At 69.6% G+C, this 25745-nt stretch carries 26 protein-coding genes and 1 tRNA gene; 14 read left to right on the forward strand and 13 right to left on the reverse strand.

Annotation, left to right across the window (positions count from 1 at the left end):
• Positions 1-34 precede the first annotated feature (34 nt).
• The 3 genes from AC07OH_RS30300 to AC07OH_RS30310 all read left to right on the forward strand — a co-directional run bounded on the left by AC07OH_RS30300 (position 35) and on the right by AC07OH_RS30310 (position 1527).
• Positions 35-496, forward strand: a complete 462-nt coding sequence (locus AC07OH_RS30300) for an RrF2 family transcriptional regulator (protein WP_495303153.1) — start codon at positions 35-37, stop codon at positions 494-496.
• Positions 486-1388, forward strand: coding sequence for an NAD(P)/FAD-dependent oxidoreductase (locus AC07OH_RS30305; RefSeq protein ID WP_495303154.1), 903 nt, complete (start codon positions 486-488; stop codon positions 1386-1388). The genes AC07OH_RS30300 and AC07OH_RS30305 overlap by 11 nt, the downstream gene beginning before the upstream one ends.
• Before the next feature lie 63 nt (positions 1389-1451).
• Positions 1452-1527 (forward strand) — tRNA-Gly (locus AC07OH_RS30310).
• Between the two features lie 54 nt (positions 1528-1581).
• On the opposite strand, the gene fahA is transcribed toward AC07OH_RS30310, so the two are convergent.
• From fahA to AC07OH_RS30345, 7 genes are read right to left on the reverse strand one after another with little or no spacing between them, the layout of a single operon-like run.
• The gene (gene fahA / locus AC07OH_RS30315) at positions 1582-2904 is read right to left on the reverse strand and encodes a fumarylacetoacetase (protein WP_495303155.1); all 1323 of its coding nucleotides are present in this window, start codon (positions 2902-2904) and stop codon (positions 1582-1584) included.
• Between the two features lie 2 nt (positions 2905-2906).
• Positions 2907-3713 carry a cyclase family protein gene (locus AC07OH_RS30320; RefSeq protein ID WP_062470343.1) on the reverse strand — a complete coding sequence of 269 codons (807 nt, stop codon included), beginning with the start codon at positions 3711-3713 and terminating at the stop codon, positions 2907-2909.
• Between the two features lie 49 nt (positions 3714-3762).
• On the reverse strand, positions 3763-4554 hold the full coding sequence (locus tag AC07OH_RS30325; RefSeq protein WP_495303156.1) for an ABC transporter permease: 792 nt from the start codon (positions 4552-4554) through the stop codon (positions 3763-3765).
• Positions 4551-5321 carry an ABC transporter permease gene (locus AC07OH_RS30330; protein ID WP_495303157.1) on the reverse strand — a complete coding sequence of 257 codons (771 nt, stop codon included), beginning with the start codon at positions 5319-5321 and terminating at the stop codon, positions 4551-4553. Before AC07OH_RS30330 ends, AC07OH_RS30325 begins: the two co-directional genes overlap by 4 nt.
• Complete coding sequence (locus AC07OH_RS30335) at positions 5314-6099, reverse strand: ABC transporter ATP-binding protein (protein ID WP_495303158.1); 786 nt, start codon at positions 6097-6099, stop codon at positions 5314-5316. The genes AC07OH_RS30330 and AC07OH_RS30335 overlap by 8 nt, the downstream gene beginning before the upstream one ends.
• On the reverse strand, positions 6096-7043 hold the full coding sequence (locus AC07OH_RS30340; RefSeq protein WP_139703483.1) for an ABC transporter substrate-binding protein: 948 nt from the start codon (positions 7041-7043) through the stop codon (positions 6096-6098). The genes AC07OH_RS30335 and AC07OH_RS30340 overlap by 4 nt, the downstream gene beginning before the upstream one ends.
• Positions 7040-7819, reverse strand: coding sequence for a TetR/AcrR family transcriptional regulator (locus AC07OH_RS30345; protein ID WP_495303159.1), 780 nt, complete (start codon positions 7817-7819; stop codon positions 7040-7042). Before AC07OH_RS30345 ends, AC07OH_RS30340 begins: the two co-directional genes overlap by 4 nt.
• A 100-nt stretch (positions 7820-7919) precedes the next feature.
• On the opposite strand from AC07OH_RS30345, the gene AC07OH_RS30350 reads away from it, so the two are divergent.
• Both AC07OH_RS30350 and AC07OH_RS30355 read left to right on the forward strand, forming a co-directional pair.
• Positions 7920-9914 (forward strand): acetoacetate--CoA ligase, encoded by a 1995-nt coding sequence (locus AC07OH_RS30350; RefSeq protein ID WP_495303160.1) that lies wholly within the window; start codon positions 7920-7922, stop codon positions 9912-9914.
• Between the two features lie 7 nt (positions 9915-9921).
• A complete protein-coding gene (locus AC07OH_RS30355; protein WP_070061382.1) occupies positions 9922-10389 on the forward strand; it encodes a YbaY family lipoprotein in 468 nt (155 codons plus the stop codon).
• 33 nt (positions 10390-10422) lie between these two features.
• Here the strand turns inward: AC07OH_RS30355 and AC07OH_RS30360 are convergent, their stop codons facing one another.
• Together AC07OH_RS30360 and AC07OH_RS30365 are read right to left on the reverse strand one after the other, a co-directional pair.
• The gene (locus AC07OH_RS30360; RefSeq protein WP_495303161.1) at positions 10423-12387 is read right to left on the reverse strand and encodes an adenylate/guanylate cyclase domain-containing protein; all 1965 of its coding nucleotides are present in this window, start codon (positions 12385-12387) and stop codon (positions 10423-10425) included.
• A gap of 226 nt (positions 12388-12613) precedes the next feature.
• Positions 12614-13327 (reverse strand): 2OG-Fe(II) oxygenase, encoded by a 714-nt coding sequence (locus tag AC07OH_RS30365; protein ID WP_495303162.1) that lies wholly within the window; start codon positions 13325-13327, stop codon positions 12614-12616.
• A 113-nt stretch (positions 13328-13440) separates the two neighbouring features.
• Between AC07OH_RS30365 and AC07OH_RS30370 the strand changes: the two genes are divergently transcribed.
• Positions 13441-13950, forward strand: coding sequence for a GFA family protein (locus AC07OH_RS30370; RefSeq protein WP_495303163.1), 510 nt, complete (start codon positions 13441-13443; stop codon positions 13948-13950).
• Between the two features lie 98 nt (positions 13951-14048).
• Here the strand turns inward: AC07OH_RS30370 and AC07OH_RS30375 are convergent, their stop codons facing one another.
• Together AC07OH_RS30375 and AC07OH_RS30380 are read right to left on the reverse strand one after the other, a co-directional pair.
• The gene (locus tag AC07OH_RS30375) at positions 14049-14543 is read right to left on the reverse strand and encodes a helix-turn-helix domain-containing protein (RefSeq protein ID WP_495303164.1); all 495 of its coding nucleotides are present in this window, start codon (positions 14541-14543) and stop codon (positions 14049-14051) included.
• A 63-nt stretch (positions 14544-14606) separates the two neighbouring features.
• Complete coding sequence (locus AC07OH_RS30380; RefSeq protein ID WP_495303165.1) at positions 14607-15509, reverse strand: LysR substrate-binding domain-containing protein; 903 nt, start codon at positions 15507-15509, stop codon at positions 14607-14609.
• A gap of 185 nt (positions 15510-15694) precedes the next feature.
• On the opposite strand from AC07OH_RS30380, the gene AC07OH_RS30385 reads away from it, so the two are divergent.
• The 4 genes from AC07OH_RS30385 (at position 15695) to AC07OH_RS30400 (ending at position 19276) form a co-directional block, all read left to right on the forward strand.
• Positions 15695-16894: an acyl-CoA dehydrogenase gene (locus AC07OH_RS30385; protein WP_062470370.1), complete on the forward strand. Its 1200-nt coding sequence runs from the start codon at positions 15695-15697 to the stop codon at positions 16892-16894.
• An 8-nt stretch (positions 16895-16902) separates the two neighbouring features.
• Entirely contained in the window at positions 16903-18141 is a 1239-nt protein-coding gene (locus tag AC07OH_RS30390; RefSeq protein ID WP_495303166.1) for a CaiB/BaiF CoA transferase family protein, read from the forward strand.
• Positions 18142-18154: 13 nt separating this feature from the next.
• Positions 18155-18613, forward strand: coding sequence for a VOC family protein (locus tag AC07OH_RS30395; RefSeq protein ID WP_495303167.1), 459 nt, complete (start codon positions 18155-18157; stop codon positions 18611-18613).
• Between the two features lie 87 nt (positions 18614-18700).
• Positions 18701-19276 (forward strand): hypothetical protein, encoded by a 576-nt coding sequence (locus AC07OH_RS30400; RefSeq protein ID WP_495303168.1) that lies wholly within the window; start codon positions 18701-18703, stop codon positions 19274-19276.
• Between the two features lie 22 nt (positions 19277-19298).
• On the opposite strand, the gene AC07OH_RS30405 is transcribed toward AC07OH_RS30400, so the two are convergent.
• On the reverse strand, positions 19299-19757 hold the full coding sequence (locus tag AC07OH_RS30405) for a CopD family protein (RefSeq protein ID WP_495303169.1): 459 nt from the start codon (positions 19755-19757) through the stop codon (positions 19299-19301).
• Positions 19758-19813: 56 nt separating this feature from the next.
• A complete protein-coding gene (locus tag AC07OH_RS30410) occupies positions 19814-20791 on the reverse strand; it encodes a LysR family transcriptional regulator (protein WP_495303170.1) in 978 nt (325 codons plus the stop codon).
• A 123-nt stretch (positions 20792-20914) separates the two neighbouring features.
• On the opposite strand from AC07OH_RS30410, the gene AC07OH_RS30415 reads away from it, so the two are divergent.
• The 4 genes from AC07OH_RS30415 to AC07OH_RS30430 are packed head-to-tail and all read left to right on the forward strand — an operon-like array spanning position 20915 to position 25736.
• Positions 20915-22264, forward strand: coding sequence for a DUF3100 domain-containing protein (locus AC07OH_RS30415; protein ID WP_495303171.1), 1350 nt, complete (start codon positions 20915-20917; stop codon positions 22262-22264).
• A gap of 25 nt (positions 22265-22289) precedes the next feature.
• Positions 22290-23459 carry a M20 aminoacylase family protein gene (locus tag AC07OH_RS30420; protein ID WP_495303172.1) on the forward strand — a complete coding sequence of 390 codons (1170 nt, stop codon included), beginning with the start codon at positions 22290-22292 and terminating at the stop codon, positions 23457-23459.
• A 4-nt stretch (positions 23460-23463) separates the two neighbouring features.
• Positions 23464-24849, forward strand: a complete 1386-nt coding sequence (locus AC07OH_RS30425; protein WP_495303205.1) for an L-serine ammonia-lyase — start codon at positions 23464-23466, stop codon at positions 24847-24849.
• 56 nt (positions 24850-24905) lie between these two features.
• Positions 24906-25736: an isocitrate lyase/PEP mutase family protein gene (locus tag AC07OH_RS30430; RefSeq protein WP_495303173.1), complete on the forward strand. Its 831-nt coding sequence runs from the start codon at positions 24906-24908 to the stop codon at positions 25734-25736.
• Positions 25737-25745: the final 9 nt, after the last annotated feature.

A 25745-nucleotide genomic window follows, 5' to 3' on the forward strand; every position in this document is an offset into this window, starting at 1 on the left:
CGTGTCATCGAAAACATGCAACTCATAATGTTGCATGAAAAGAGACAGCAAGCTTTCCGGCGTGCTCCACGTGTTGCTGCACATGGCCGAGCTGAACGCCCCCATCACCTCCGAAGCGCTCGCCGCGGCGATGCAGACCAACCCCGTGGTCGTGCGCCGGCTCATGGCGGGGCTGCGGCAGGCCGGCTTCGTCAGCTCGGCCAAGGGCCATGGGGGCGGCTGGGTGCTGTCGTGCTCGTTGAGTTCGGTGACGCTGGGCGACATCCACAACGCCGTCGGCGCGCCTGCGCTGCTGGCCATGGGCAACCGCACCGAGAGCCCGGGCTGCATCGTCGAGCAGGCGGTGAACGCGGCGCTCGACGGCGCCTGCCAGGAGGCCGAGGCGTTGCTGCTGCGGAGGCTCAACGGGATCACGCTGGCCGATCTCTCCAAAGACTTTCATCGCCGCATGACGGGCGGCGGCTTCACAGCGAAGGACATCGCACATGCGCCATGACGCACTCATCGTGGGCGGCAGCTTTGCCGGCCTCTCTGCTGCCATGCAACTGGCGCGTGCACGTAGGAAGGTCTGCGTGGTCGACGCGGGCGCGCCGCGCAACCGCTTCGCCGCGGCCTCGCACGGCTTCTTCGGGCAGGACGGCATGCCGCCGCTGCAGATGATTGCCGATGCGCGCGACAAGCTGCTCGCCTATCCGTCGGTCACCTTCGTCGACGGCACGGTGACTGCGGCAGCGGCCGATGGCGCAGAGGGCTTCACGGTCTCGTTGAACAGCGGGGAACAGTTGTCGACGCGCAAGCTGCTGCTGGCCTTCGGCGTGCAGGACGGCTTGCCGGACATCGCGGGGCTCGGCGAGCGCTGGGGCCAAAGCGTGCTGCACTGTCCTTATTGCCACGGCTACGAGTTCGGCGACCGTCCGCTGGGCGTGCTCTTTCACAGTGCGCACCCGCCGGACCACGCGCTGCTGATCGCCGAGTGGGGCCCGACCACGCTCTTCCTGAATGGCGACGCAGGGCCGGATGCCGAGGCACGCGCCCGGCTGCAATTACGCGGCGTGGCCGTGGAGCCCGGGCGCATCGCCGGCCTCGAAGGGCAGGGGACGGACCTCGCGGCCGTGCGCCTGGACGACGGGCGGCGCGTGCCGATCGAGGCGCTGTTCGTGGCGCCGCACACGCGGCCGACCAGTCCGCTGGCCGTGCAACTGGGCTGCGCGTTCGACGACGGCCCCACGGGCCCGGTGCTGCGCGTCGATGCGATGAAGACGACCACGGTGTCCGGTGTGTACGCGGCGGGCGATGTGGCGATGGCTTTTTCCAACGCCACGCTGGCCTCGGCCGACGGGCTGTTCGCCGGGGTGTCGATGCACCGCGCGCTGGTGTTCGGCGCCTGATTTCAAATTTTTTCGGGGGAGGATGGCAAACCGCCTCAAACCACCCTATAATCTGAGGCTCACGCGGGAATAGCTCAGTTGGTAGAGCGCAACCTTGCCAAGGTTGAGGTCGAGAGTTCGAGACTCTTTTCCCGCTCCAAATCGCATGAAAAGGCCACCTCACCAGGTGGCCTGTTTCATTGGTGCGTCGCTTTCAACCTCGCGCCGGCAGCACGGTCCCCCGGCTCTCGCCGAAACCGATGCGCGCATGGCCGGGCTTCTCGCACCAGCCGCGCAGCAACACCGCATCCCCGTCTTCCAGGAAACCGCGCGTCTCGCCGTTGGCCAGCGTCACCGGGGTTTGGGCCGCGCGCGTCAGCTCGATGATCGCGCCGGCCTCGCCCTCGCCGGGGCCCGAGATGGTGCCGCTGCCGAACAGGTCGCCCGGGTTCAGGCTGCAGCCGCCCACCGTGTGGTGCGCCACCATCTGCGCAATGCTCCAGTACTGGTGCCGGAAGCTCGTGCCCGACAGGCGCGATGGCCCGGTCTTCTGCGCGCGCGCCTTTTCGCTTTCGAGCCACACCTCGAGCCGGATGTCGAGCGCGCCGCCTTCGCGGTTCGCGCTGCTCTCCAGGTAGGCCAGCGGTTGGGGCTCGTTCGCGGGCCGCGTCCACGCCTGGCGGTAGGGCGCGAGTGCTTCCATCGTCACGATCCACGGCGAGATCGTGGTGGCGAAGTTCTTCGCGAGGAAGGGCCCGAGCGGCGCCATTTCCCAGAACTGGATGTCGCGCGCCGACCAGTCGTTGAGCAGGCAGAGTCCGAAGATGTGGTCTTCCGCGCGCGCGAGCGGAATCGCCTCGCCCTGCGCATTGCCCTGGCCGATCCACACGCCCAGCTCCAGCTCGTAGTCGAGCCGCGCGCAGGCCTGGTAGGTCGGCGCCTTCGCGCCGGGCGCCATGGCCTGGCCCATCGGCCGGTGAAAGCGCTGGCCGCTCGCGCCGATGGTCGACACGCGCCCGTGGTACGCGGTCGGCACCCAGCGGAAGTTGGGCGTGACGTCGCCGTCGGGGTTCATCAGGCGGCTGATGTTCAGCGCGTGGTCGATCGAGGTGTAGAAGTCGGTGTAGTCGCCGATGCGCGCGGGCACGGTGTATTCGACCTCGGCCTGCGGCACGAGGCAGCCGCGCAGGTCGTTCACTGTCGCGGCGGGCGCATCGCTGTGCAGCAGCGCGAAGACCGCATGGCGCAGCGCCTGCCAAGCGGGCGGGCCGAGCGCGAAGAAATCGTTCAGCGCGGGCAGGGCGGCCGCGCGCGCCGCATCGAGCGCCAGGCCGTCGACGTGCGAGCCCGCGGCCAGCGCCGCGAGGTCGAGCACCTGGTCGCCGATGGCCACGCCGCCGCGAAACGGCTCGGGGCTGCCGGTGCGGCGGAACATCGCATACGGCAGGTTCTGGATCGGAAAGTCGCTGCCCGCGACGTTGGCGGATGCGACCCAGCTGCGGGCGCCAACGTCGTGTGTGTGGTTGAGTTCGATCATGTTCACACCGACGCCATCAGCGCGTCGTCGAAGATCGCCACCGCGCGCGTCCAGCCCGCCGAGGCGCCGCGGATCTTGTGCGGGAAGCAGCTGATGAAGAAGCCCGTGGGCGGCAGCACCTCGAGGTTGTGCAGCTTTTCGATGTGGCAGTAGCCGATGTCGCGCCCGGCCTTGTGGCCTTCCCAGATCAGCGAAGCGTCGTGTGTCTCGCCGTACTTCTTGGCGGTGTGCACGAAGGGCGCGTCCCAGCTCCACGCGTCGGTGCCCGTGAGACGCACGCCGCGCTCCAGCAGATACATGGTGGCTTCGTAGCCCATGCCCGCGCCGGCCGACACGTAGTCGGGGTTGCCGTAGCGCGAGCCGGCGCGCGTGTTGACCACCACGATCTCCAGCGGGCTCAGCGTGTGGTTGATGCGTTTGAGCTCGGCCTCGACGTCGGCGGCTGTGACCACGTAGCCGTCGGCGAAGTGGCGAAAGTCGAGCTTCACGCCAGGCTGGAAGCACCACTCGAGCGGCACGTCGTGGATGGCGATGGCGGGCTTCTTCTCGCCCAGCGCCTTGTCCATGGTCGAGTGGAAGTGATAGGGCGCGTCGAGGTGCGTGCCGTTGTGCGTGGACAGCTGCACCAACTCCACGGCCCAGCCTTCGCCGTCGGGCAGGTCTTCCTTCTTCAGGCCGGGAAAGAAGGGCTCGATCTGCTCGAAGGTGTTGTCGTGCGTGAAGTACTGGATCTTCGGCGCGAAGGCCGGCGGATCGGACAGCACGTCGTTTTCGAGAAAGATCGACAGGTCGACGAACTTGCGTGGCATGGCGAGGCTCCTTGTGGGGTGTAGGTTTTGAAGGAATCGATCGAATCGGTCAGGGCTGCTGCCAAAGCAGCAGGCGCTTTTCGGCAAAGGCCAGCAGCGCGTTGCTCACGAAGCCGATGAGCCCGAGCAGCACGATGCCGGCGAACAGATCGCTGGCGCGGAAGGCGCGCGCCGCCAGCAGGATGGCCTGGCCCAGGCCGCTTTGCGAGGCGATCATTTCGCCCACCACCGCGACGATCAGCGCGATGGTCAGCGCCAGCCGCATGCCGGCCAGGATGTCGGGCATGGCATTGGGCAGGCCCATCTTCCAGATGTACGCCGCGCGCGACATCTGCAGGCAGCGTGCCACCTCCGACAGGCGCGGCTCCACCGCCGCGAAGCCGTGCACCGTGGCCAGCAGCACCGGCCACATCGCGCCGAAGGCGACCACGAACAGCACCATCCCGGGGTTCAGCCCGAAGATCGAAATGGCCAGCGGCAGCAGCGCCGAGGCGGGCAGCGGGCGGATGAACTCCAGCGTCGGCTGCACCCATGCGCGCACGGCGGGCGACACGCCGATGGCCGCGCCCAGCAGCACGCCGAACAGCGATGCGAGCAGCCAGCCTTCGACCATGCGGCCGACCGTGGCTTGCGTGAAGGCGAGCAGTTCGCCGTTGCCATCGTTACCCGCAGAGAGATTGAGCCCTTCGAGCAGGCTCGCGAAGGTGGCTTGCGGCGTTGGCAGGAACACGCGGCTGACCCAGCCCGCGTTGCTCGCCACCCACCACAGCGCGACCAGTGCGAGCAGCACGCCCACCGAGCCGAGCCACCCCAGACCCAGTCGGCCGTTGCGGTGGTTCATGGCTGCACCCCCATGCGGCGTGCGACCCAGGCCTGCAGGCGCACCATGCCCGCGTTGACCGCGAAGCCCACCACGCCGATCCAGCCCAGCCACGCGAGCATCAGCGCGGGGTCGAAGCTCTGCTGCGCGATCATCATCGCGTAGCCCATGCCGTGCGGATTGGCGGCGATCTCGACCGTCACGGCCACCACCAGCGCCACTGCCACACCGAGGCGCAGCGCGACGAACAGGCGAGGCACGATGGCCGGCAGCACGATCTTGAAGGCGCGTTCGCGCGCCGACAGCCCGAGCACGCGGCTCACCTCGAGCAGCCGGGGCTCGATCTGCTGCACCGCCGACTGCACCAGCACCAGCAGCGGCCAGAAGGTGGCGAAGGCGACGATGGCCACTTCCATGCGCACGCCGAAACCGAAGCCCAGCATCGCGAGCGGGATCAGCGCGACCGAAGGCACGGGGCGCAGCACCTCGATGGACACGGCGCCCAGCTGCGCCGCGCGGCGCGAGAGCCCGAGCACCAGCCCGAATGCAATGCCGAGCACCGCACCCAGCAGCAGGCCGAGCGCGGCCGTGCCGAGCGTGAAGCCCGTGGCCTGCCAGAGCGAGCCGTCCATGGCCGCGCCGACGAAGGCCTTGGCCGCCGCGCTCGGCGGTGCGAGCGCATCGCTGCCCAACGCCGCCGCACGTCGCGCGTACCACTCGAAGGCGCCGACCAGCACCGCGGGAAACACCCACGGCCGCAACCAGCGAAAGAGGCGGCCTTCAGTCATGGCCCTGCTCGATGAAAGCGAACAGCTCACGCCGCAACTGCAGGTAGTCCGGATGCTCCTTCGTTGTGAGCTGGTCGCGCGGGCGCGGAATCTTCACGTCGATCATCCGCGCCAGGCTCGGCCGCCCCGGTCCGGGGTTGGCCTGCAGCGCGATCACGCGGTCGCCGAGGTAGATGGCTTCTTCCAGGTCGTGCGTGACGAACAGCACCGTGAGCCCGTCGTCGCGCACCAGCCGCGCGAGCTCGTCCTGCAGGCTCTGGCGCGTGAGCGCGTCGAGCGCGCCGAAGGGCTCGTCCATCATCATCAGCTCGGGCTTCTGCGCGAGGCAGCGCGCAATCTGCGCGCGCTGCTGCATGCCGCCCGACAACTGCACCGGAAACTTGTGCGCGTGCTTCGCAAGCCCGACCTTGCCGAGCACGTCGGCAATGCGCGGCGCGCGCTCGGCGGCGGGCACGCCGGCCGCTTCGAGCGCCAGGCTCACATTGCCCTCGACCGTGCGCCACGGCAGCAGCGCGCGGCCGTAGTCCTGGAACACGAAGGCCACTTCGCGCGAGGGCGCCGTCATCGGCACGCCCTTGCGCCGCACCTCGCCGGCACTGGCCGTGACAAGGCCGCTGGCCGCGCGCAGCAGCGTGGTCTTGCCGCAGCCGCTCGGGCCGACGATGCACACGAACTCGCCGCGCGCCACGTCGAAGGACGTGGGCGACAGGATCTCGCGCCCGCCGAGGCGGATGGTGACACTGTCGAAGCGCAAAAAGGAATCGGCGGCCGCGCTCACTTGGCGATCAGCTTCGCAACGTCGATGTTCGTCTTGAGCATGTCCTGCTCCTTCATGAGCCCGGTCCAGTAGCCCAGCTGCTTGTCGGTGACCACGGGGCCGGGCGGCGAGACCTGCACCTTGGCCAGCACCTCGGGCGGCAGCTTGATGTACTTGCCGATGGCCGTGCGCACCTTGGCGTCGTTCTTCGGCTGCTGGATGAAGGCGCCGGCCTCGACCAGCGCCTCGCGGAAGGCGCGCGCGGTGGCGGGGTTCTTCGCCACCCACTCGCGCTTGGCCGCGTGCACGATGGTCTGGTTGTTCTCGGGCAGGAAGGTCGAGTAGTACGAGGCCACGTAGCCCGCGCCGCTCTCGGTGATGCGGCTCATGAACGGGTCGGCGGACACCACCGCGTCGACCGAGCCGCCGCGCAGCAGGTCGGCATGCTGCGGGAACGCGGCCTCGATGAAGTTGACCTTGCGGTAGTCGACGCCGCTGTCCTTCAGCCACGCGCGAAAGGTCACGTGCAGGAAGGCACCGAGCCCCGGCACGCCGATCTTCTTGCCCACGCAGTCTTGCGCGCTCTTGATGCCCGAGCCCGCGCGCGCCACGAGGCCGAAGCCCGTGATCGTCTTCGAGGTGAGGCCGCCGCCGGCCACCAGCACGAGGTCGAGCCCGCCGTCCACCGCCTGCAGGAACACCGAGGGCGTGGGCCCGCCGATCTGCAGCGAGTCGGACTGCAGCGCGGCCGGGATGGTGGAGTTCAGCGGAATGAACTTCAGCTCCACGTCGAGGCTGCGCTTCTTGAAGTAGCCCTCTTCGGCCGCCACGAAGACCGAGGCGAAGTCGGTCACCGCCGTGTAGCCGAACACGATCTTCGGGTGCGCCTGTTGTGCGCGCGAAGGCAACGAGGCGGTGGCCGATGCGGCCGCGAGCGCCGACAGCAGGGTGCGTCTTTTCATCATGGCTGGGGTCTCCTGGGGATGGTCTTTTTCGTGCGTGAGGACTTGGCGGCGGGGGCCTTGGCGGCCGCTTTCGGTTTCGGCAGCGCGGCGCGCAGCCCGCCGACGATGAAGTTCACGAGCATCGGCGCCACGGCCGGGTCGGCGCGCGTGTTCTCGCCGCGCGAGAGCCGTTCGATGCGGCTGTCGTTCAGGTGGTGCAGCAGCGCGCCCAGCGCGAACTGGTAGCCCCACGCGACCTGGCTGCGCGAAACGTGCGGCAGCGCCACGTGCAGCGCGTCGATGTAGGCCTCGGCCAGCGGATCGAAGTAGCCGCGCAGCACGCGGTCGGCTTCCTCGGTGGCGTGGTACAGCTCGCGCGCCACCAGCAGTGCGTAGTACTCGCCCTCGGTGCTCGCGCGCAGCGCCAGCACGGGCGCAGTGAAGGCTTCGATGATGCGCGGCAGCGTGCGCGCGTCGTCGGGGTCGATGGTCACGGCCGCCAGGCGCGCGAGCCGCTCCTCGATGGTGTGGCTCCAGTGTTCGAAGATCGCGTGGAACAGCTCGTGCTTCGGGCCGAAGTAGTAGCCCACGAGCGCGAGCGGCACGCCGGCTTCCTCGGCGATCTGGCGGATCGTCACGGCGTGGTAGCCGTGCTGCGCGAAGAGCTTCTCGGCCGCCAGCAGGATCGCCTGGCGGCGGTCGGGCCGCGCGGGCTCGGGCGCGACGGTCGGGGCGCCTGAGGGGCCTGGGCCTCGAGAGGCGCTGCGTTTGCGGGCCGTCGGTGTGCGAGCGTTCATGGGGGCGTATTGAACGGCTGTACAAAAATGTTGAACACACGTACAAACCCTGAGGTCAACCCTCATTGAGCACGGCCGTTCGCGGCGCTACGCTCGTGGCATGCCCGCTCCCAACATCCCCCAGATCCGCCTTTATCAGAACTGGCTGCGCGACACGCGCGGCCTGGCCTTCGACAGCTACGACGCGCTGTGGCGCTGGTCCGTCACCGACCTCGATGCCTTCTGGCAGAGCATCTGGGACTACGCCGGCCTGCGCTCGCCCACGCCGCACACCGCGGTGCTCGCCGAACGCCGCATGCCCGGCGCGCGCTGGTTTCCCGGTGCGCAAGTCAACTACACGCGCGAGGTGCTGCGCCATGCCGACGCGGCCCATGCGGCCGGCCTGCCCGCCATCGTGAGCGACAACGAGCGCGGCGAGGTGCGCGAGCTGTCGTGGCCCGAGCTGCGCCGGCAGGTGGCCGCGGTGGCGCTCACGCTGAAGTCGCTCGGCGTGCGCCGCGGCGACCGCGTGGCCGCCTACATGCCGAACGTGCCCGAGACCATGGTGGCGTTTCTCGCGTGCTCCAGCATCGGCGCGGTGTGGAGCGTGTGCGCGCCCGACATGGGCACGGCCGCCGTGGCCGACCGCTTCCGCCAGATCGAACCCACGCTGCTGATCGCGGTCGACGGCGTGCACTACGGCGGCAAGCCGCTGGACCGCAGCACCGTGCTGCAGGAGCTGCGCGGCCAGCTGCCGAGCGTGCAGAAGCTGTTGCTCGTGCAGTCGCCCTTCGCCGCGAACGCGGTGGCGCACGACGTCGAATGGCAGCAGGCCATCGCGCGCGACGATGCCGAAGTCGCAGCGTTCGAACCCGAGTGGCTGCCCTTCGACCACCCGATCTGGATCGTCTATTCGAGCGGAACCACCGGCCTGCCCAAGCCCATCGTGCACGGGCAGGGCGGCATCCTGCTGACCATGCACGCCTGCGGCCTGCACAACGACGTGGGCGCGAGCTACGGCACCAACAACTTCGGCGAGCGCTACCACTGGTACAGCTCCACGGGCTGGGTGATGTGGAACTCGCAGCTCTCGGGCCTGGCCTTCGGCGCCACCATCTGCATCTACGACGGCAACCCGGCGGGCAGCAAGGACAAGCCCGACTGGGGCGTGCTGTGGCGCTTCGTGGCGAAGCACCGCGTCACCTTCTTCGGCGCGGGCGCGGCCTACTTCACCAACTGCATGAAGGCGGGGCTCGTCGCGAAAGACTGCGGCGACCTGTCGCGCGTGCGGGCGCTCGGCAGCACCGGCTCGCCGTTGCCCGACGAGGTGCAGCGCTGGGGCTCGCAGCAGATCCTCGACGCGGGCTCGAAAGAGGTGTGGTGGTGCAACATCTCGGGCGGCACCGACTTCTGCGGCGCCTTCGTCGGCGGCAACCGCGAGCTGCCCGAAGTGCCAGGCCAGATGCAGTGCCGCGAACTCGGCCACGCGGTCGAGGCCTGGAACGAGCAGGGCCAGCCGGTCATCGGCGAGGTCGGCGAGCTGGTGTGCACGCAGCCCATTCCGTCGATGCCGCTGTACTTCTGGGGCGACGAAGGCAACGCACGTTATGTGTCGAGCTACTTCGACACCTACCCCGGCGTGTGGCGCCACGGCGACTGGATCAAGATCGGCAGCGACGGCGGCTGCATCATCTACGGCCGCAGCGACGCCACGATAAACCGCCAGGGCCTGCGCATGGGCACCAGCGAAATCTACAGCGCGGTCGAAGGCCTGCCCGAGGTGCTCGACTCGATGGTGGTCGACCTCGAGTACCTGGGCCGCGACAGCTACATGCCGCTGTTCGTGGTGCTGCGCCCCGGCGTGGCGCTCGACGAGGCCATGCGCGCGCGCATCCACAATGCGATCAAGACCTCGCTGTCGCCGCGCTTCGTGCCCAACGACATCTTCCAGGTGGCCGAGATTCCGCGCACGCTCTCGGGCAAGAAGCAGGAGCTGCCGATCAAGAAGTTGCTGCTGGGCCAGCCCATCGAGAAGGTCGTGAACCGCGAGGCGATGGCAAACCCCGGCAGCCTGGATTGGTATGTGGCTTTCGCCGCGCAGCGGGCCTCCGCATAATGGGGCGATGAAAAGACGCACCAGCCTCCTCATGCTCTCCGCCGTTGCCGGCGCTTCCGTCCTGAGCGCTTGCGCGGGCGGCTCGCCGGGCACGCCTGCCCAACCCGCCGCCGCGCCGCTGCGCGTGACGGGCACCGTGGCCTACCGCGAGCGCATCGCACTCGACCCCGCAGCCGAAGTGCGCGTGCAACTGCTCGACGTGTCGCGCATGGACGCGCCCTCGGTCGTGCTCGCCGAGCAGCGCATTCCCGCCAACGGCAAGCAGCCGCCCTTTGCCTTCGAACTCAGCGTCGATGCCGCGCGCATCGACCCGCGCATGCGCTACGCCGTGGCGGCGCGCATCACGCGTGGCGAGCAGCTGCTGTTCATCAACGACACGCAGTATTCGGTGCTCACGCAGGGCAACGGCACGACCGCCAACCTGATGCTGGTGCGCGTGGCCACGCCACCGCCGCCGCCGCGCCCCTCGCGCTGATCGACCCCAACCCGCGCGACAGGCTCGCGCGGATCAGGTCAGCAGTTCGTGCAGCACCATGCGCGTCTGCCGGCCGCGCAGCTCCACCAGCTCTTCGATGCGCCGCGTGGCCAGCCGCCCCTTCAGGGCGGCGAAGGTGACTTCCGAAATCAGCATGCGCGTGCCCAGCTGGCGGTTCGCGCCTTCGATGCGGCTCGCCACGTTCACCACGTCGCCGAACGCCGTGTACGACAGCCGGTCGTTCGAGCCCAGCACCCCCGCCACCACCACGCCCGTGTGAATGCCGATGTGCGTGCGGAACTCGGGCAGGCCCTGTTCGGCCCACTGCCGGTTGAGCTGGTGCATCTCGGCGTGCAACTCGAGCGCGGCGCGGCAGGCCTTGTACTCGGCGTCTTCCAGGTCGGCCGGCGCGCCCCACAGCACCATGATGCCGTCGCCGATGAACTTGTCGATCACACCGCCGTGGCGCGCGAACACGTCGGCTGCGAGGTTGAAGTACTCGGTCAGCTGGCGCACCAGCACGTCGGCCGCGATCGATTCGGAGATCGACGTGAAACCTTCCACGTCGGTGAACATCACCGTCACCTGGCGTGGTGAGCCGTTGGGCGCGAGCGCGTGGCCCTGCGCCACCAGCTGATTGATCACGTCCACCGGCACGAACTTGCTGAAGGCCTTGAGGCTGCGCGCCGAGTCGTCGAGCGCCTGGTCCAGGTGCTGGATCTCGAGCACGCGGCTGGGCTCGCGCGGCAGGTTGTCGAGCTCGAGGCGACCGATGCGGTGCGCGATGCGCGAGAGATTCTCGACCGGCGCCGTCACCAGCTTCGACAGCTTGAGCGACATGTACAGCGCCAGCCCCAGGAACACCAGCGCCAGCAGCAGCGACCACGCCACCGCGCGGCGCAGGCCACCCAGCAGCACGTCTTCGGGCACCCAGCTGACGAGCTGCCAACCGGTGGCGGGGATGCGCGAGGCCTGCACCAGGTAGCGCCGCCCCTCGTGGCTGAAGGCGAAGGCCTTGTCGCTGCCGCTGCCGGCGATGCCGTCGGCCGTCATCTGTGCGTCCAGCGCGCCGAGTGCGCCCGTGGGCGCTTCCAGCGTGTGCAGCACGCCGGGCATGTCGCTGCGCGCGAGCACCTTGTGGTCGGCACTCAGCAGCGCGCTGTTGCCATTGCCGTTGCGGCTGAACAGGCGCACGAACTCCGACAGCCGGCCCAGCGACACGTCGCCCGCCACCACCATCGCCTGCGGGCTGCCCTCGGACTGGCGGCGCTGGCTCGGCAGGGCGTAGGTCACGCCCAGTTCCTGTGCGGCGGCGAACACATAGGGGCTGGTCCACACCGGCCCTTGCGTCTTGCGCGCCTGCATGAACCAGCTGCGTTGCGTCGGGTTGTAGTTGCTGCGGTAGGCCTCCACGCGCTGCGTGGCAAAGCGCTGCTGCACGTCGGCCTCGGAACCCAGCGGCAGCTTGTACTGCCAGGTCTCGGTGGTGAAGTCGGCGCTGCGCGCGATGTGGCGGATGGCCGGCACCGGGTAACGCAGGGCCATCAGCATCTTGCCCTCGACGTTCGCCACGTAGACGCTGTCGAGTTCGGGCGATTGCTGCAGCAGCGTCCACAGGAGCTCGGCCGTGCGCTCGACGTTCTCGCCTGCGGGCGTGAGGCTGGGCGAGCTGCCGATCGCGCCGACCGCCGACTCGGCCTTGGCCAGGAAGGCCAGCACCTTGTCTTCGATGCGGTCGTGGTTCGACTTGTGCGCCGAGGTGCCGATCGTCGTCACCAGCCGCTGCGAACCCCAGTAGCCCAGCGTGACCAGCAGCAGCGACTGCGCGAGCGCCACGGCACTGACGATGGAGCCGACATCGACCCGGAAGCGACGCGGGCGTCGGGGCGGCGGACTCTCGGCGGTGGAAGGGGACGGGGATGGTGGCACCGGCGTGGTGACGTGCGCGAAAGACGGGCGACCCGCCGCATCCGGAGGCCCGGACGATTCCTTGTACATACAGCTCCCTGACGACAACTCGGAACGGACCCCGGCTCCTCCTCACGAGGTCGTGGTCCGGCGTCCGGAGGGTGTTGCGGGGCCGATCGTGTGCGCCGGCCATCCTGGCAATCCCCCGGATGCGCGCGGGATTTTCGCCTGTATTTGATACATATGTGCAACTTTGCACGCTTGGTGCGATGTTGCTGCGCCCGAGGGCTTGATTGCGAACGGACGTTCGTTCTATTCAGCGCGCGTCGTGAAAGATCAGGCCCAGCGTGTGGCGCTGTCCGCTGCGCACGCGGCTCACGCCGTGGCGCATCGTCACGCGGTAGCTGCCGCGCGTGCCCGCCACGGGCCGCTGGTTGACCGCGAAGACCACCGCCTCGCCCTGCGCGAGCGACACCACCTCGGCGCGCGACTGCATGCGCGGGCGTTGCTCGGTCAGCACGAACTCGCCGCCCGTGAAGTCTTCGCCGGGCCGGCTCAGCAGCACCGTGAGCTGCAGCGGAAATTGCAGGTCGCCGTACAGGTCCTGGTGAAGGCAGTTGTAGTCGCCCTCGCCGTAGCGCAGCAGCAGCGGGGTGGGGCGCAGCTGGCCCGCCGCGTGGCAGCGCGCGAGGTAGGCCGCATGGTCCGCCGGGTAGTCGGCCGGCTGGCCCATCGCAGTGGCCCAGGCATTGGCCAGCGGCGCGAGGCGTTCGTACAGCGCGCTGCGAAACGCCACGAGTTTGGAGGGCAGCGGGTTCGCGAAGTACTGGTACTCGCCCTGGCCGAAGCCGTGGCGCTGCATGACCACGCGGCTGCGAAAGCGCGCGCCCTCGTCGTACATGGCCGTGAGCGCGGCGCATTCCGCGGGCGTGAACAACGCCCCGATGACGGCACAGCCGCGCGCGGCGAGGTCGGCATCGATGCGGGGCCAGTCGAGGGCGTGGATGCGGGCGGCGGCGGAAGAACTCATGCGGGCAGTGTCGCGCGGCGGCGGGATGGGGGCTCGCCGTTTTCGGACGCGGGTTTCGGTGGGGCAGTGCCGGCTTGAGCGATCATCCTGAAGACCCAGCCCGAAAGCATTCCATGAGCACCCAGAACCCCACCCCCCAAGACACCGCCAGCGACTGGCAACTCCCCTGGACCGGCGGCTGCCGCTGCGGCCAGGTGCGCTTGCGGATCACCGCACCGCCGCTGCTGGCCATGGCCTGCCACTGCACCGGCTGCCAGCGCATGAGCGCCAGTGCGTTCTCGCTGTCGTTGGCCATCCCCACGCCGGGCTTCGAAGTGGTGTCGGGCGAGCCCGTCATCGGCGGGCTGCACGGCGACGAGTCGCACCACTTCTTCTGCCCGCATTGCATGAGCTGGATGTTCACGCGCACCGAGGGCATGGACTATTTCGTCAACCTGCGCGCCACCATGCTCGACCGGCACGAATGGGTCGTGCCTTTCGCGGAAACCTGGACCGACGAGAAGCTGCCGTGGGCCACGACGCCTGCGAAGCACAGCTTCGGCACCTTGCCTGCGATGGACGCCTTCCCAGCGATGATTCAGGCGTACGCGCAAGAGGGCGCACGGCCGGCTGCGAAGGCCTGAGCGGACCTGCCTCGATTCCCGTCTCGGCTCAGGAGCCGGGGTTGCGGGCCGCGTCCAGCGCCGCGAGCACCTCGGCCACCTGGCGATGGTGGGCGCGCTCAAACATCGAGCGGCCTGCGGCCCAGCAGGCGGGCCAGTTCGGCCAGCAGCTGGCGTTCGTTGTCCTCGAGCGCGGACGGATCGGCGTGGCGCCAGTTGCGTTCGTAGGTGCCCCAGGCCTCTTCGGGTGTGAGTTCCGCGTCCGCGGGCAATTGCCATGCGAGGCGGCGCAGCTGCGCGAAGTCGCCCACCCGGATGGTCTTCATCGGCGTGCGCGAAGACGCCGGCGTCGCCATCTCCTTGGCGGTACCTGCGATCGGCGCCGTCACTTCGACATCCAGACCCAATGCCGCCAGGGCGTTCATGTAGGCCCCCATCGTGACGGAGGGCTCGCCGCGTTCGATGCGATGCAGCGTCATGCGCGACATGCCCGCTGCCTCGGCGGCCGTGGTGGCGCTGATCCTGAGCGACTTCCGACGGGCATGGATATGCCGGCCGAACGCTTCAAGGCGTCGGCTGGCTCTGTCCAAGGTCGGCGGGGCGGTGGATGGCATATGTGTATCTCATATTAGGCAATTTCAAAAAAATGTCCAACATGAGGTACATCTGTGGCCACTTCAACCTTCGCGCGCCTGCCCCAGCAGCCAGTCACTGAACAACTTCAGCAACGGCCGCTGGTCCGCCCGCTCCGGCGTCACCAGGTAATAGCTGCGCTCAGCCGACAGCGCCCGCGGGCAGGCCACCACCAGCTCGCCGCGCACCAGCTCGTCCGCCACCAGCATGGTCGGCATCAGCGCCACGCCCAGGCCGTGCGAGGCGGCGGCGGCGAGGATCGAGAACAGCTCGTAGCGCGGGCCGCCGCGGGCGGTGGGCGCGTCGACCTGCTGCGCGTCGAACCACTGGCGCCAGCCGTCGGGGCGCGTGCTCTGCTGCAGCAACGGCATCCGCGCGATGGCCGCGGGCGACACGGCTTGGCCGTGGGGCAGCAATGAAGGGCTGCACACGGGCACCACGTCTTCATGCATGAGCAGCAGCGCGCGCGTGCCGGCCCAGTTCTCGACCTGCGCGGGCGTGCCGGCGTACAGCGCGGCGTCGAACTCCGCGTCGGCAAAGAGGAAGGGGCGGGTGCGCGTCTCGATGTGCACCACCACGTCGGGCTGCAGCGCCGCAAAGCCGCGCAGGCGCGGCACCAGCCAGCGCGTGGCGAAGGTGGGCACCGCGGCCAGCGACAGCGACCCGCCTTCGCCCTGGTGTGCCATGGCGTCGAGCGTGTCGCGCTCCATGGCCTCCAGGCGGCGGGCGATCTGGCGTGCGTAGGCGGCGCCGCTGGCCGTGAGCGCCACGCCATGCCGCGTGCGGCGAAACAGCGCCACGCCCAGGAAGGCCTCGAGCGCGCCGACCTGGCGCGACACCGCGCTCTGCGTGAGCGCCAGTTCCTGCGCGGCGCGCGTGTAGCTCTCGTGGCGCGCGGCGGCGTCGAAGCACACGAGGGTCTGCAGGGGCGGGATCTTGCGGCGCATGTATGCCGGGAGTGTATGACTGGCGGATTGGTTCCACCAGTAAATCAACAGGATGTATCTCTCGAGATGTGCGTCAGACGCATATCTGGGTGAGGATTCATCGTTTGCGCCGGGCCTCCTGCGTGGCTACGATCGACCGCATTCCCCCTTCTTTTGTTTCTTCTTCCTTTTCCGGAGACATCCACATGGCCGCCAAAGCGCAATTCCACTGGGACGACCCCCTTCTTCTCGACCAGCAGCTGACCGACGAAGAACGCATGATCCGCGACGCGGCCAACGCGTACTGCCAGGAGCGCCTGGCGCCCCGCGTCATCGAGGGCTTCCGCACCGGCGAAACCGACCCCGCCATCTTTCGCGAAATGGGCGCGCTCGGCCTGCTCGGCCCGACGATCCCCGAGCAGTACGGCGGCCCCGGCCTGAACTACGTGGCCTACGGCCTGATCGCCCGCGAAGTCGAGCGCGTCGATTCGGGCTACCGCTCGATGGCCAGCGTGCAGAGCTCGCTGGTGATGGTGCCGATCTTCGAATTCGGCACCGAAGCGCAAAAGCAGAAGTTCCTGCCCAAGCTCGCCACCGGCGAATGGATCGGCTGCTTCGGCCTGACCGAGCCCGACCACGGCTCCGACCCCGGCAGCATGGCCACGCGCGCCAAGAAGGTGCCGGGCGGCTACTCGCTGAGCGGCTCGAAGATGTGGATCAGCAACTCGCCCATCGCCGACGTGTTCGTCGTGTGGGCCAAGGAAGTCAGCGAAAGCGGCACCGTCGGCCCGATCCGCGGCTTCGTGCTCGAGAAGGGCATGAAGGGCCTGACCGCTCCCGCCATCCACGGCAAGGTCGGCCTGCGCGCCAGCATCACCGGCGAAATCGTGATGGACGGCGTGTTCTGCCCCGAAGAGAACGCGTTCCCCGAAGTGCAAGGCCTCAAGGGCCCGTTCACCTGCCTGAACAGCGCCCGCTACGGCATCTCGTGGGGCGCCATCGGTGCCGCCGAAGACTGCTGGCACCGCGCCCGCCAGTACACGCTGGACCGCAAGCAGTTCGGCCGCCCGCTCGCCGCCAACCAGCTCATTCAAAAGAAGCTGGCCGACATGCAGACCGAGATCACGCTGGGCCTGCAAGGCAGCCTGCGCCTGGGCCGCATGAAGGACGAAGGCATCGCCGCGGTCGAGATCACCTCGATCATGAAGCGCAACAACTGCGGCAAGTCGCTGGACATCGCCCGCATGGCGCGCGACATGATGGGCGGCAACGGCATCAGCGACGAGTTCGGCGTGGCCCGCCACCTGGTGAACCTGGAAGTGGTGAACACCTACGAAGGCACGCACGACATTCACGCGCTCATCCTGGGTCGCGCCATCACCGGCATCGCAGCTTTCGCCAACTGAACGAACGCATGAGCACCAAGCCCGCAGCACTCGACGGCATCAAGGTCCTCGATCTGTCCCGCGTGCTCGCGGGCCCGTGGTGCACGCAGATCCTCGCGGACCTGGGCGCCGACGTCGTCAAGATCGAACGCCCCGGTGTCGGTGACGACACGCGCACCTGGGGGCCGCCCTTCGTGAAGGACGCGAACGGCCACGACACCGACCAGGCCAGCTACTTCACGTCCTGCAACCGCAACAAGCGTTCGGTCACCATCGACATGGCCACGCCCGAGGGGCAGGCGCTGCTGCAGCAGATGGCGGCGCAGGCCGACATCGTGGTCGAGAACTTCAAGACCGGCGGCCTCAAGCAGTACGGCCTCGACCAGGAAAGCCTGCGCGCGGCCAACCCGCGCCTCATCTACTGCAGCGTGACCGGCTTCGGCCACGACGGCCCGTACGCCGAGCGCGCGGGCTACGACCTGATGATCCAGGCCATGACCGGCATGATGAGCATCACCGGCCGCCCCGACGGCGAGCCCGGCGGCGGTCCGCTGCGCGTGGGCGTGGCGCTCACCGACCTCTTCACCGGCGTGTACGCCAGCACCGCCATCCTCGCGGCGCTGCAGGTGCGTGACCGCACCGGCGAAGGCCAGCACATCGACATGGCGCTGCTCGACGTGGGCATGGCCATCCTTGCCAACCAGGCGAGCGCTTTTCTCAACACCGGCAAGGCGCCGGGCCGCCAGGGCAACACGCACCCGAGCCTCGCGCCTTATCAAGACTTTCCGACGCAAGACGGTTCGATGCTGCTGGCCATCGGCAACAACGGCCAGTTCGCGCGCTTCTGCGAAGCCGCCGGCCATGCCGAATGGGCCGCCGACGAGCGCTTTGCGACCAACACGCTGCGCGTGAAACACCGCGGCGTGCTGATCCCGATGATGGAAGAACTCACGCGCACCCGCACCACCGCCGACTGGGTCGCGCTGCTCGAAGACAAGGCCGTGCCCTGCGGCCCCATCAACGACATCGCGCAGGCCTTCGACGACGCGCAGGTCAAGGCGCGCGGCCTGGCCGTCACGCTGCCGCGCGATGCGGGCGACGGCATCGCCAGCATCACCGGCGTGGCGAGCCCGTTGCGCCTCACGGCCACGCCGCCCGTGCTGCGCCGCGCACCGCCCGCGCTCGGGCAGCACACGCAAGAGGTGCTGGCCGAGATGGGCGTCGACGCCACGCGCTTCGAGGCATTGCGCGCGGCCGGGGTGGTCTGACACACTGGCGGGCATGACGCGCCCGCCTGCTCCGTCTCCTGCCTCTTCCGTGGCCGATGCGCCGCCATTCGCGGTGCTGCGCATCGACCACGTCGTGCTGCGCGTGCGCGACGCCGCGCGGTCCATGGCCTTCTATTGCGACGTGCTCGGCTGCACGCTCGAGAAGCGCCGCGACGACCTCGGCCTCGTGCACCTGCGCGCCGGCAGCAGCCTCATCGACCTTGTCACGCACGACGGCAAGCTGGGCCGCCAGGGCGGCGCGCTGGCCGGGCGCGAGGGCCGCAACGTCGATCACCTGTGCCTGCGCATCGAGCCTTTCGACGAGGCTGCGATCCGCGCGCGCGTGGCGCGGCATGGCGTGCCGGTGCAGGGCGAGGTGCAGAACAACTTCGGCGCCGAGGGCAGTGGTCCTTCGCTCTACATCGAGGATCCCGATGGCAACGGCGTCGAGCTGAAGGGCCCCGCGGCCTAGACTCTGCGGCGCCTTGCGCACGCCGCGGCTGACGCAGAATCGGCGCGCGCCACCCGGCGCGGAACAAATCACTCAGGGGGATTCCACATGACCGAACATCCGTTCGCCGCGCGCGTTGTCGCGCGGCTTCTTGCACTCGCGGGCGCCGCCTCGCTGCTGGCCGCCTGCGGCACGCGCCAGCCTGCGGCCCCCGAACCCCCGCCGCCCGAGGCCACGGCGCGCAACAGCGTGCTCATGGCGCCCGTGGCCTACGGCACCACCGCCAAGGGCGTCGCGTTGTCGAAGGCGGACGACTCGTGCGACGTGCCCGCCTCGCTGCGCCAGGCCGTGCAGGACCAGCTGCTCGCGCCCTACGAGTTCCTGCTCGCACCGCCGCTGCCCGCCAACGCGCAGGGCGCGCCCGTGCTGAAGCTGGAGATCACCGACCTGCTCGCGAACGCGGGCGGCCTCTACGGCGGCCCCAAGATCGTCCAGCTGCGCGGCACGCTGGAGCGCGACGGCGCGGCGCCCGCCAGGTTCACGGCGCAGCGTCAGATGTTCATCTACTTCGGCATGCCGCGCAGCACCTGCAGCATGGTCGGCGTCGTCACCTACAAGCTGGGCGAGGACATCGCGCAGTGGCTGCAGAAGCCGGTCGACGGCGCGGTGCTGGGCGAACGCTGAAGACGCGTCGGGTGCGTGGCGCTCAGCCGCCGCGCCCCATCACCGCCACCGCGAACACCACCACGCCCAGCGCGAGGTTCAGCGTCACCAGTTGGCGCACGGTGTTCAGCCGCGCGGCCGCCACGGGCCAGGCGCTGTCGTCCACCGCGCGGCGCAGGGCGCGGAACACCGAGGCGCGGATGTAGACGTAGACCGCCGCCATCACGAGCGCAATGCCCATCATGGCCTCGACGCGCCAGTGCACGGCGCGAAAGCCGCCGGTCGCGTGGATCAAACCGATGCCGGTCACGAACAGCAGCGTGACCGACGCGTCCACCCCGATGAAGAAGCGCCGCAGCGTCGCGGCCATCATGCGCAGGCGCAGCGGCGGCTCCAGCGTGGCGACGGCGGCGGGGCGCACCGCGAAGTGCATGACGGCCATGCCGCCGACCCAGAAGGCGGCGCACAGCAGGTGAATGAAAAGGGGAGCGAGGTAGGACATGGGGTCCGATCAGAACACCGAACCGTGCGCGCACGCAACGCAAGCCCCCATGGCCTTCAACCCGTCGCGCCGCGCCCGCGCGTGACCGCGCGGGGCTTGCCGATGCCCGTGCCCGCGATCGAATCGGCATAGCGCTTCATGTCCGCCACCACCTGCCGCAGCAGCGTCGCCGCGGCCGGCGGCAGCAGGCGGCCGTGCCGCGACACGATGTGCGAGCGCCCCTGCGACAGCAGCGGGTTCTTCATCGGCAGCTCGACCAACGCCGGGTGGTCGGCGTTGGGCGTGAGCGAGATGCGCGTGCCCAGCGTGTAGCCCAAGCCGGCCGACACGAAGTGGCCCAGCGCGCTGAACGAGGTGGTGGTCAGCAGCGCGGGCAGCCGCACGCCCTCGCTGATCTCGGCCGCCTCGATGTGCTGGCGCACGCCGAAATTGCGGTGCAGCGTGGCGCCGGGGTAGGGCAGCAGGTCGGCCAGCTTCAGCGGGCGCCCGAGCTGCGCGAGCGGGTGCGAGGCCAGCACCATGGCCTGGATCGGCTGCGCGTGCGACTGGTGCGAGGTGAGCCGCTCGTCCTTCGGCGGCTGGAACAGCATGCCGATGTGGGCACGTTCCTCGATCACGCGGCGCACGATCTCGTCGGTGCTGGCCACGTCCAGGTTCACCGTGATCTTCGGGTGGCTGGCCATGAAGATGCGCAGGCTGTGCCGCATGAGCCAGTCGACATAGCCTTCGCCGGCCACGATGTCGATGTGGCCGCTCTCGATCTTGCGGATGCTGTCCATCTGCGCCAGCAGGTGCTGCCTTTGTCCCTGCTGCCGGCGCACGTAGCCGGCCAGCAGCTGGCCCGCGTCGGTGGGCACCACGCCGCGTCCGTGGCGCTCCAGCAGCGGCAGGCCGCACTCGGTCTCCAGGATGCCGATGGCGCGGCTCACGGCCGACGGGTCCATGTCGAGCACGTCGGCCGCACCGCGCACCGAGCCGCTGTCGAGCACCTGCATGAAGTAGCGCACCCGGCGGGTGTCGAGCTTGTCGTCCATGGCGGTCGTCTCCGAGTGTTGCATTCAATGCAACGAATATCCTTATTTGCGGTCATTGATGCAAGAGGCTCGCAGCCCGAAACTCGCCGGCACCCCTCGAAAACGCCCCATCCCGCCCCACCCATGACCTCCGCCGCCTCCACGATTGCAGCCGTCGCGCCGTCCACCGCCGCCGGCAAATTCAAGCTTCTCGTCGTCACCCTGGTCCTCGTGGCCGTGGCCGAACTCATCGGCCCGACGCAGTTCAGCGTCGGCCCCGGCAAGGTGGTGCTGCTGCCGATGCTGTGGGCGCTGCTCATGGCCGCCGCCTGGGGCATCGCGCACCGGCGCGTGCCGGGCGTGGTGCGCGTGGCCACGGCGCAGCAGTCACTGGCCGGCGGCCTGCTCAACGCGGGCCTGCTGCTGTTCGTGGTGAAGCTGGGCCTCACGGTCGGCGCCGCGCTGCCGCAGGTGAAGCAGGCTGGCTGGGCGCTGCTGTTCCAGGAGTTCGGCCATGCGCTGGGCACCCTGGCACTGGGCCTGCCGCTGGCGCTGCTGCTGGGCATCAAGCGCGAGGCCGTGGGCGCCACCTTCTCGGTGGGCCGCGAGGGCAATCTCGTGATCATCGGCGAGAAGTACGGCATGGCCTCGCCCGAAGGCCGTGGCGTGCTGGCCGAGTACATCACCGGCACCGTGCTGGGCGCGCTCTTCATCGCGGTGCTGGCGGGCTTCATCGCCAGCCTGCACATCTTCGACCCGCGCTCGCTGGCCATGGGCGCCGGCGTGGGCTCGGGCAGCCTGATGGCGGCGGCGCTGGGCGCCATCGCCGCGCAGAGTCCGGCCGAGATGCTGCCGCAGCTCACGGCGATTGCCGCCGCGTCGAACCTGCTGACCACCGTGGCCGGCTTCTACTTCACGCTGTTCCTGTCGCTGCCGCTGTGCTCGTGGCTCTACGGCAAGCTGGAGCCGGTGCTGGGCCGCTTCTCGAAGCATGGCGCCCAACAGGGCGCCGCCGTGGACGCGGGCGCGAACGTCTCGAGCGCCGACGTGGCCCACGCCGCGCCGACCTCGTTGCGCGACACGCTGCTGGCCTGGCTGGTGGTGGGCGGCGGCGTGCTCATCGGCAATGCCGTGACCTACAAGGTGCCGGTGCTGGTGTCGCTTGAAGGCGTGCTCGCCGTGGTGGCGATCGCCGGCGCCGTCGAAGCCATCAAGCGCTTCGTGCCGCGCCTGCCGATGGTGCTGGTGCTCTCGGTGGTGGCCACCGTGGTCGGCATCCCGGGCCTGTTCCCGTTCTCCGACGCGCTGATCGCGATCACCGCCAAGCTCAACTTCCTGGCCTTCACCACACCGGTGCTGGCGCTGGCCGGCTTCTCGGTCGCGAAGGACCTGCCCGTGTTCCGCCGCCTCGGCTGGCGCATCGTGGTGGTGTCGCTCACCGCGACGGCTGGCACCTTCCTCGGCGCGACCTTCATCGCCGAGTTCTTCCACTGATTTCATCCCACGAGAGATTCACGCCATGTACCGCGACCCCGAGATTGCCGAAGACACCCGTGCCCGCATGCTCAGCTGGCGCCGCGACATCCACGCCAACCCCGAGACCGCCTTCGAAGAGCACCGCACCGCCAACGTGGTGGCCAATGCGCTGATGCTCATGGGCCTGCCCGTGCACCGCGGCCTGGCCGGCACCGGCGTGGTCGGCACGCTGAAGAACGGCGACGGTCCCAGCATCGCGCTGCGCGCCGACCTCGATGCGCTCAACATGCAGGAGCTCGGCACGCAGGCGCATGCCTCCAAATGCGTCGGCAAGATGCACGCCTGCGGCCACGACGGCCACACGGCGATGCTGCTGGGTGCGGCCGAGCACCTGTCGCGCCACAAGCCCTTCCAGGGCACGGTGCACTTCGTGTTCCAGCCCGCCGAAGAAAACGAAGGCGGTGGCCGCGTGATGGTGGAAGAGGGCCTGTTCGAGCAGTTCCCGGCCGACGCCGTCTACGGCATGCACAACTTCCCGAGCCTGCCGCGCGGGCGCTTCGCGATCCGCAAGGGCACCATGACGGCCTTTCTCGACACCTTCGAGATCGTCATCACCGGCAAGGGCGCCCATGGCGCCATGCCCGAAACCGGCATCGACTCGGTGGTGATCTCGGCCCAGCTCATCAACGCGCTGCAGACCATCGTGAGCCGCCGCACCGGCGCCACCGACGCGGCCGTGGTCAGCGTCACGCAGATCCACGGCGGCGACACCTGGAACGTCATTCCTGAAACCGTGGTGCTGCGCGGCACCGTGCGCACGCTCGACGCCGCCATCCAGGACAAGACCCAGGCGGCGATGCAGCAGATCTGCGACGGCGTGGCCGCCACGCACGGCGCCAAGGTGGCGCTGGAGTACCGCCGCGGCTACCCCGGCGTGGTCAACACGCCGGCCGAGACCGACGCGGCCATCGCGGCGGCGGCCAGCCTGGTCGACCTCGAGCAGGTGCACACCGACATCCCGCCCGCCATGGGCTCGGAAGACTTCGCCTTCATGCTGCAGAAGCGCCCCGGCGCCTACATCGGCATCGGCGCGGGCGAGGGCCCGAACGACCCGAACGTGCACAACCCGTACTACGACTTCAACGACAACATCCTGCCGCTCGGTGCGGCCTACTGGGTGGCGCTGGTCAAACAGCAGCTTCCGGTCGCATGATGCGCTGATGCTCTCCGCCTTCGACATCTTCAAGATCGGCATCGGGCCGTCCAGCTCGCACACCGTCGGGCCGATGCGTGCCGCGCTGCTGTTCGCGCAATCGCTCGAACGGCGCGGCCTGCTCGCGCAGGTGGCACGGCTGCACGTCGACCTGTTCGGCTCGCTCGGCGCCACCGGCCACGGCCACGCGACCGACCAGGGCGTGATCCTGGGCCTCTTCGGCGACGCGCCCGACACCGTGCGGCCCGAGACCGTGCAGCCGCGCCTCGACGCGCTGCGCCGCACCGGCCAGCTGAGCCTGCTGGGCACCACGCCCATTGCCTTCGACCGCGTGCGCGACATCGCCTTTCGCGGCGAAGAGTCGCTGCCCGAGCACCCCAACGCGATGCGCTTCACCGCCTTCGCGGCCGACGGCGGCGTGCTCGCCGAAGGCACCTACTTCTCGGTCGGCGGCGGCTTCGTCGTCGAGGGCGGGCAGGCCCTGGCGCAAACGGCAGCCGCCGCAGCGGCCGTGCCGCATCCCTTCACGACCGGCGACGAACTCATGGCGCAGTGCCGCGCGCACGGCATCTCCGTGGCCACGCTGGTGCTGCGCAACGAATGCGTGTGGCGGCCCGAGGCCGAGGTGCGCGCGGGCCTGCTGCGCATCTGGGGCGTGATGCAGCAGTGCGTGCAGCGCGGCTTCGGCATCGACAACCTGCTGGCCGCGCAGGCGCTGCCCGGCCCGCTGCGCATGCGCCGCCGCGCGCCCGAGCTGCACCGCGAGCTGCTGGCGCAGGCCGGCGCCGCCGATCCGCTCGCGGCCATGGACTGGGTCAACGCCTTCGCGATGGCGGTGAACGAGGAGAACGCGGCCGGCGGCCGTGTCGTCACCGCGCCCACCAACGGTGCGGCCGGCGTGGTGCCCGCCGTGATGCACTACTACCAGCGCTTCGTGCCGCAGGCCAGCGACGAGGGCATCGTCGACTTCCTGCTCACCGCCGCGGCCATCGGCATGCTCTACAAGACCAACGCCTCCATCTCGGGCGCCGAGGTCGGCTGCCAGGGCGAGGTCGGCGTGGCCTGTTCGATGGCGGCCGGCGCGCTCGCCGCGGTGCTCGGCGCCACGCCCGCGCAGGTCGAGAACGCGGCCGAGATCGGCATGGAACACAACCTGGGCCTGACCTGCGACCCGGTCGGCGGCATGGTGCAGATTCCCTGCGTGGAGCGCAACGCGATGGGCGCCGTGAAGGCCATCAACGCCTCGCGCATGGCGCTGCGCGGCGACGGCAGCCACTACGTCTCGCTCGACGCCGTGATCCGCACCATGAAGCAGACCGGCGAGGACATGAAGTCCACGTACAAGGAGACCTCGCTGGGGGGGCTTGCGGTGAACGTCGTGGAGTGCTGAGCCCGCTGCGTCAGAATGGCCGGCTCCCTGTCCTGAACACAGAAAGCCGAGGCCCCATGACCCGCACCGTCGCCGACAAGCGCGCCGCCTTCCGCGCCCTCCACGAACAAGGCTGCTTCGTCATTCCGAACCCCTGGGATACGGGCAGCGCGCGCTACCTCGAAGGCCTGGGCTACCAGGCGCTGGCCACCACCAGCTCGGGCTTCGCGTGGTCGCAGGGCCATGCCGACGGCGCCCTGTCGCGCGACCAGATCCTCGCGCACCTGCGTGAACTCGTGGCCGCCACCGACCTGCCGGTGAACGCCGACTTCGAGAACGGCTTCGCCGCCGACGCGCAGGGCGTGGCCGAGAGCGTGCGCCTCGCGGTCGAGACCGGCGTGGCGGGCCTGTCGATCGAGGACTCGACGGGCAACCCCGACGACCCGCTGTTCCCCATCGACGTCGCGGTCGAGCGCCTGCGCGCCGCGCGCCGGGCCATCGACGCCGCGGGCGGCGACACGCTGCTCGTGGGCCGCGCCGAGAACTTCTTTGCCAACCGCCCCGACCTGGACGACACCATCGCGCGCCTGCGTGCGTACGCCGAAGCCGGCGCCGACTGCCTCTACGCGCCCGGCATCAAGACGCGCGAGCAGATCGCCGCCGTGGTGGCCGCCGTCGCGCCCAAGCCGGTCAACCTGCTGGTCGGCGCGACCAGCGAGCTCACGATGGCGGACATCGCCGCGCTCGGCGTGCGCCGCGTGAGCGTGGGCGGCGGCATGGCGCGCGCGGCCTGGGGCGGCTTCATCCGCGCCGCGCGCACGCTGGCCGAGCAGGGCCGCTTCGACGGCTTTGCCGATGCCACGCCGGGCACCGAGCTGAACGCCTTCTTCCGTCCGTTCGCCGACTAGTTTCCAGCA

This window comes from Variovorax sp. GW821-FHT10C12 (assembly GCF_059415405.1).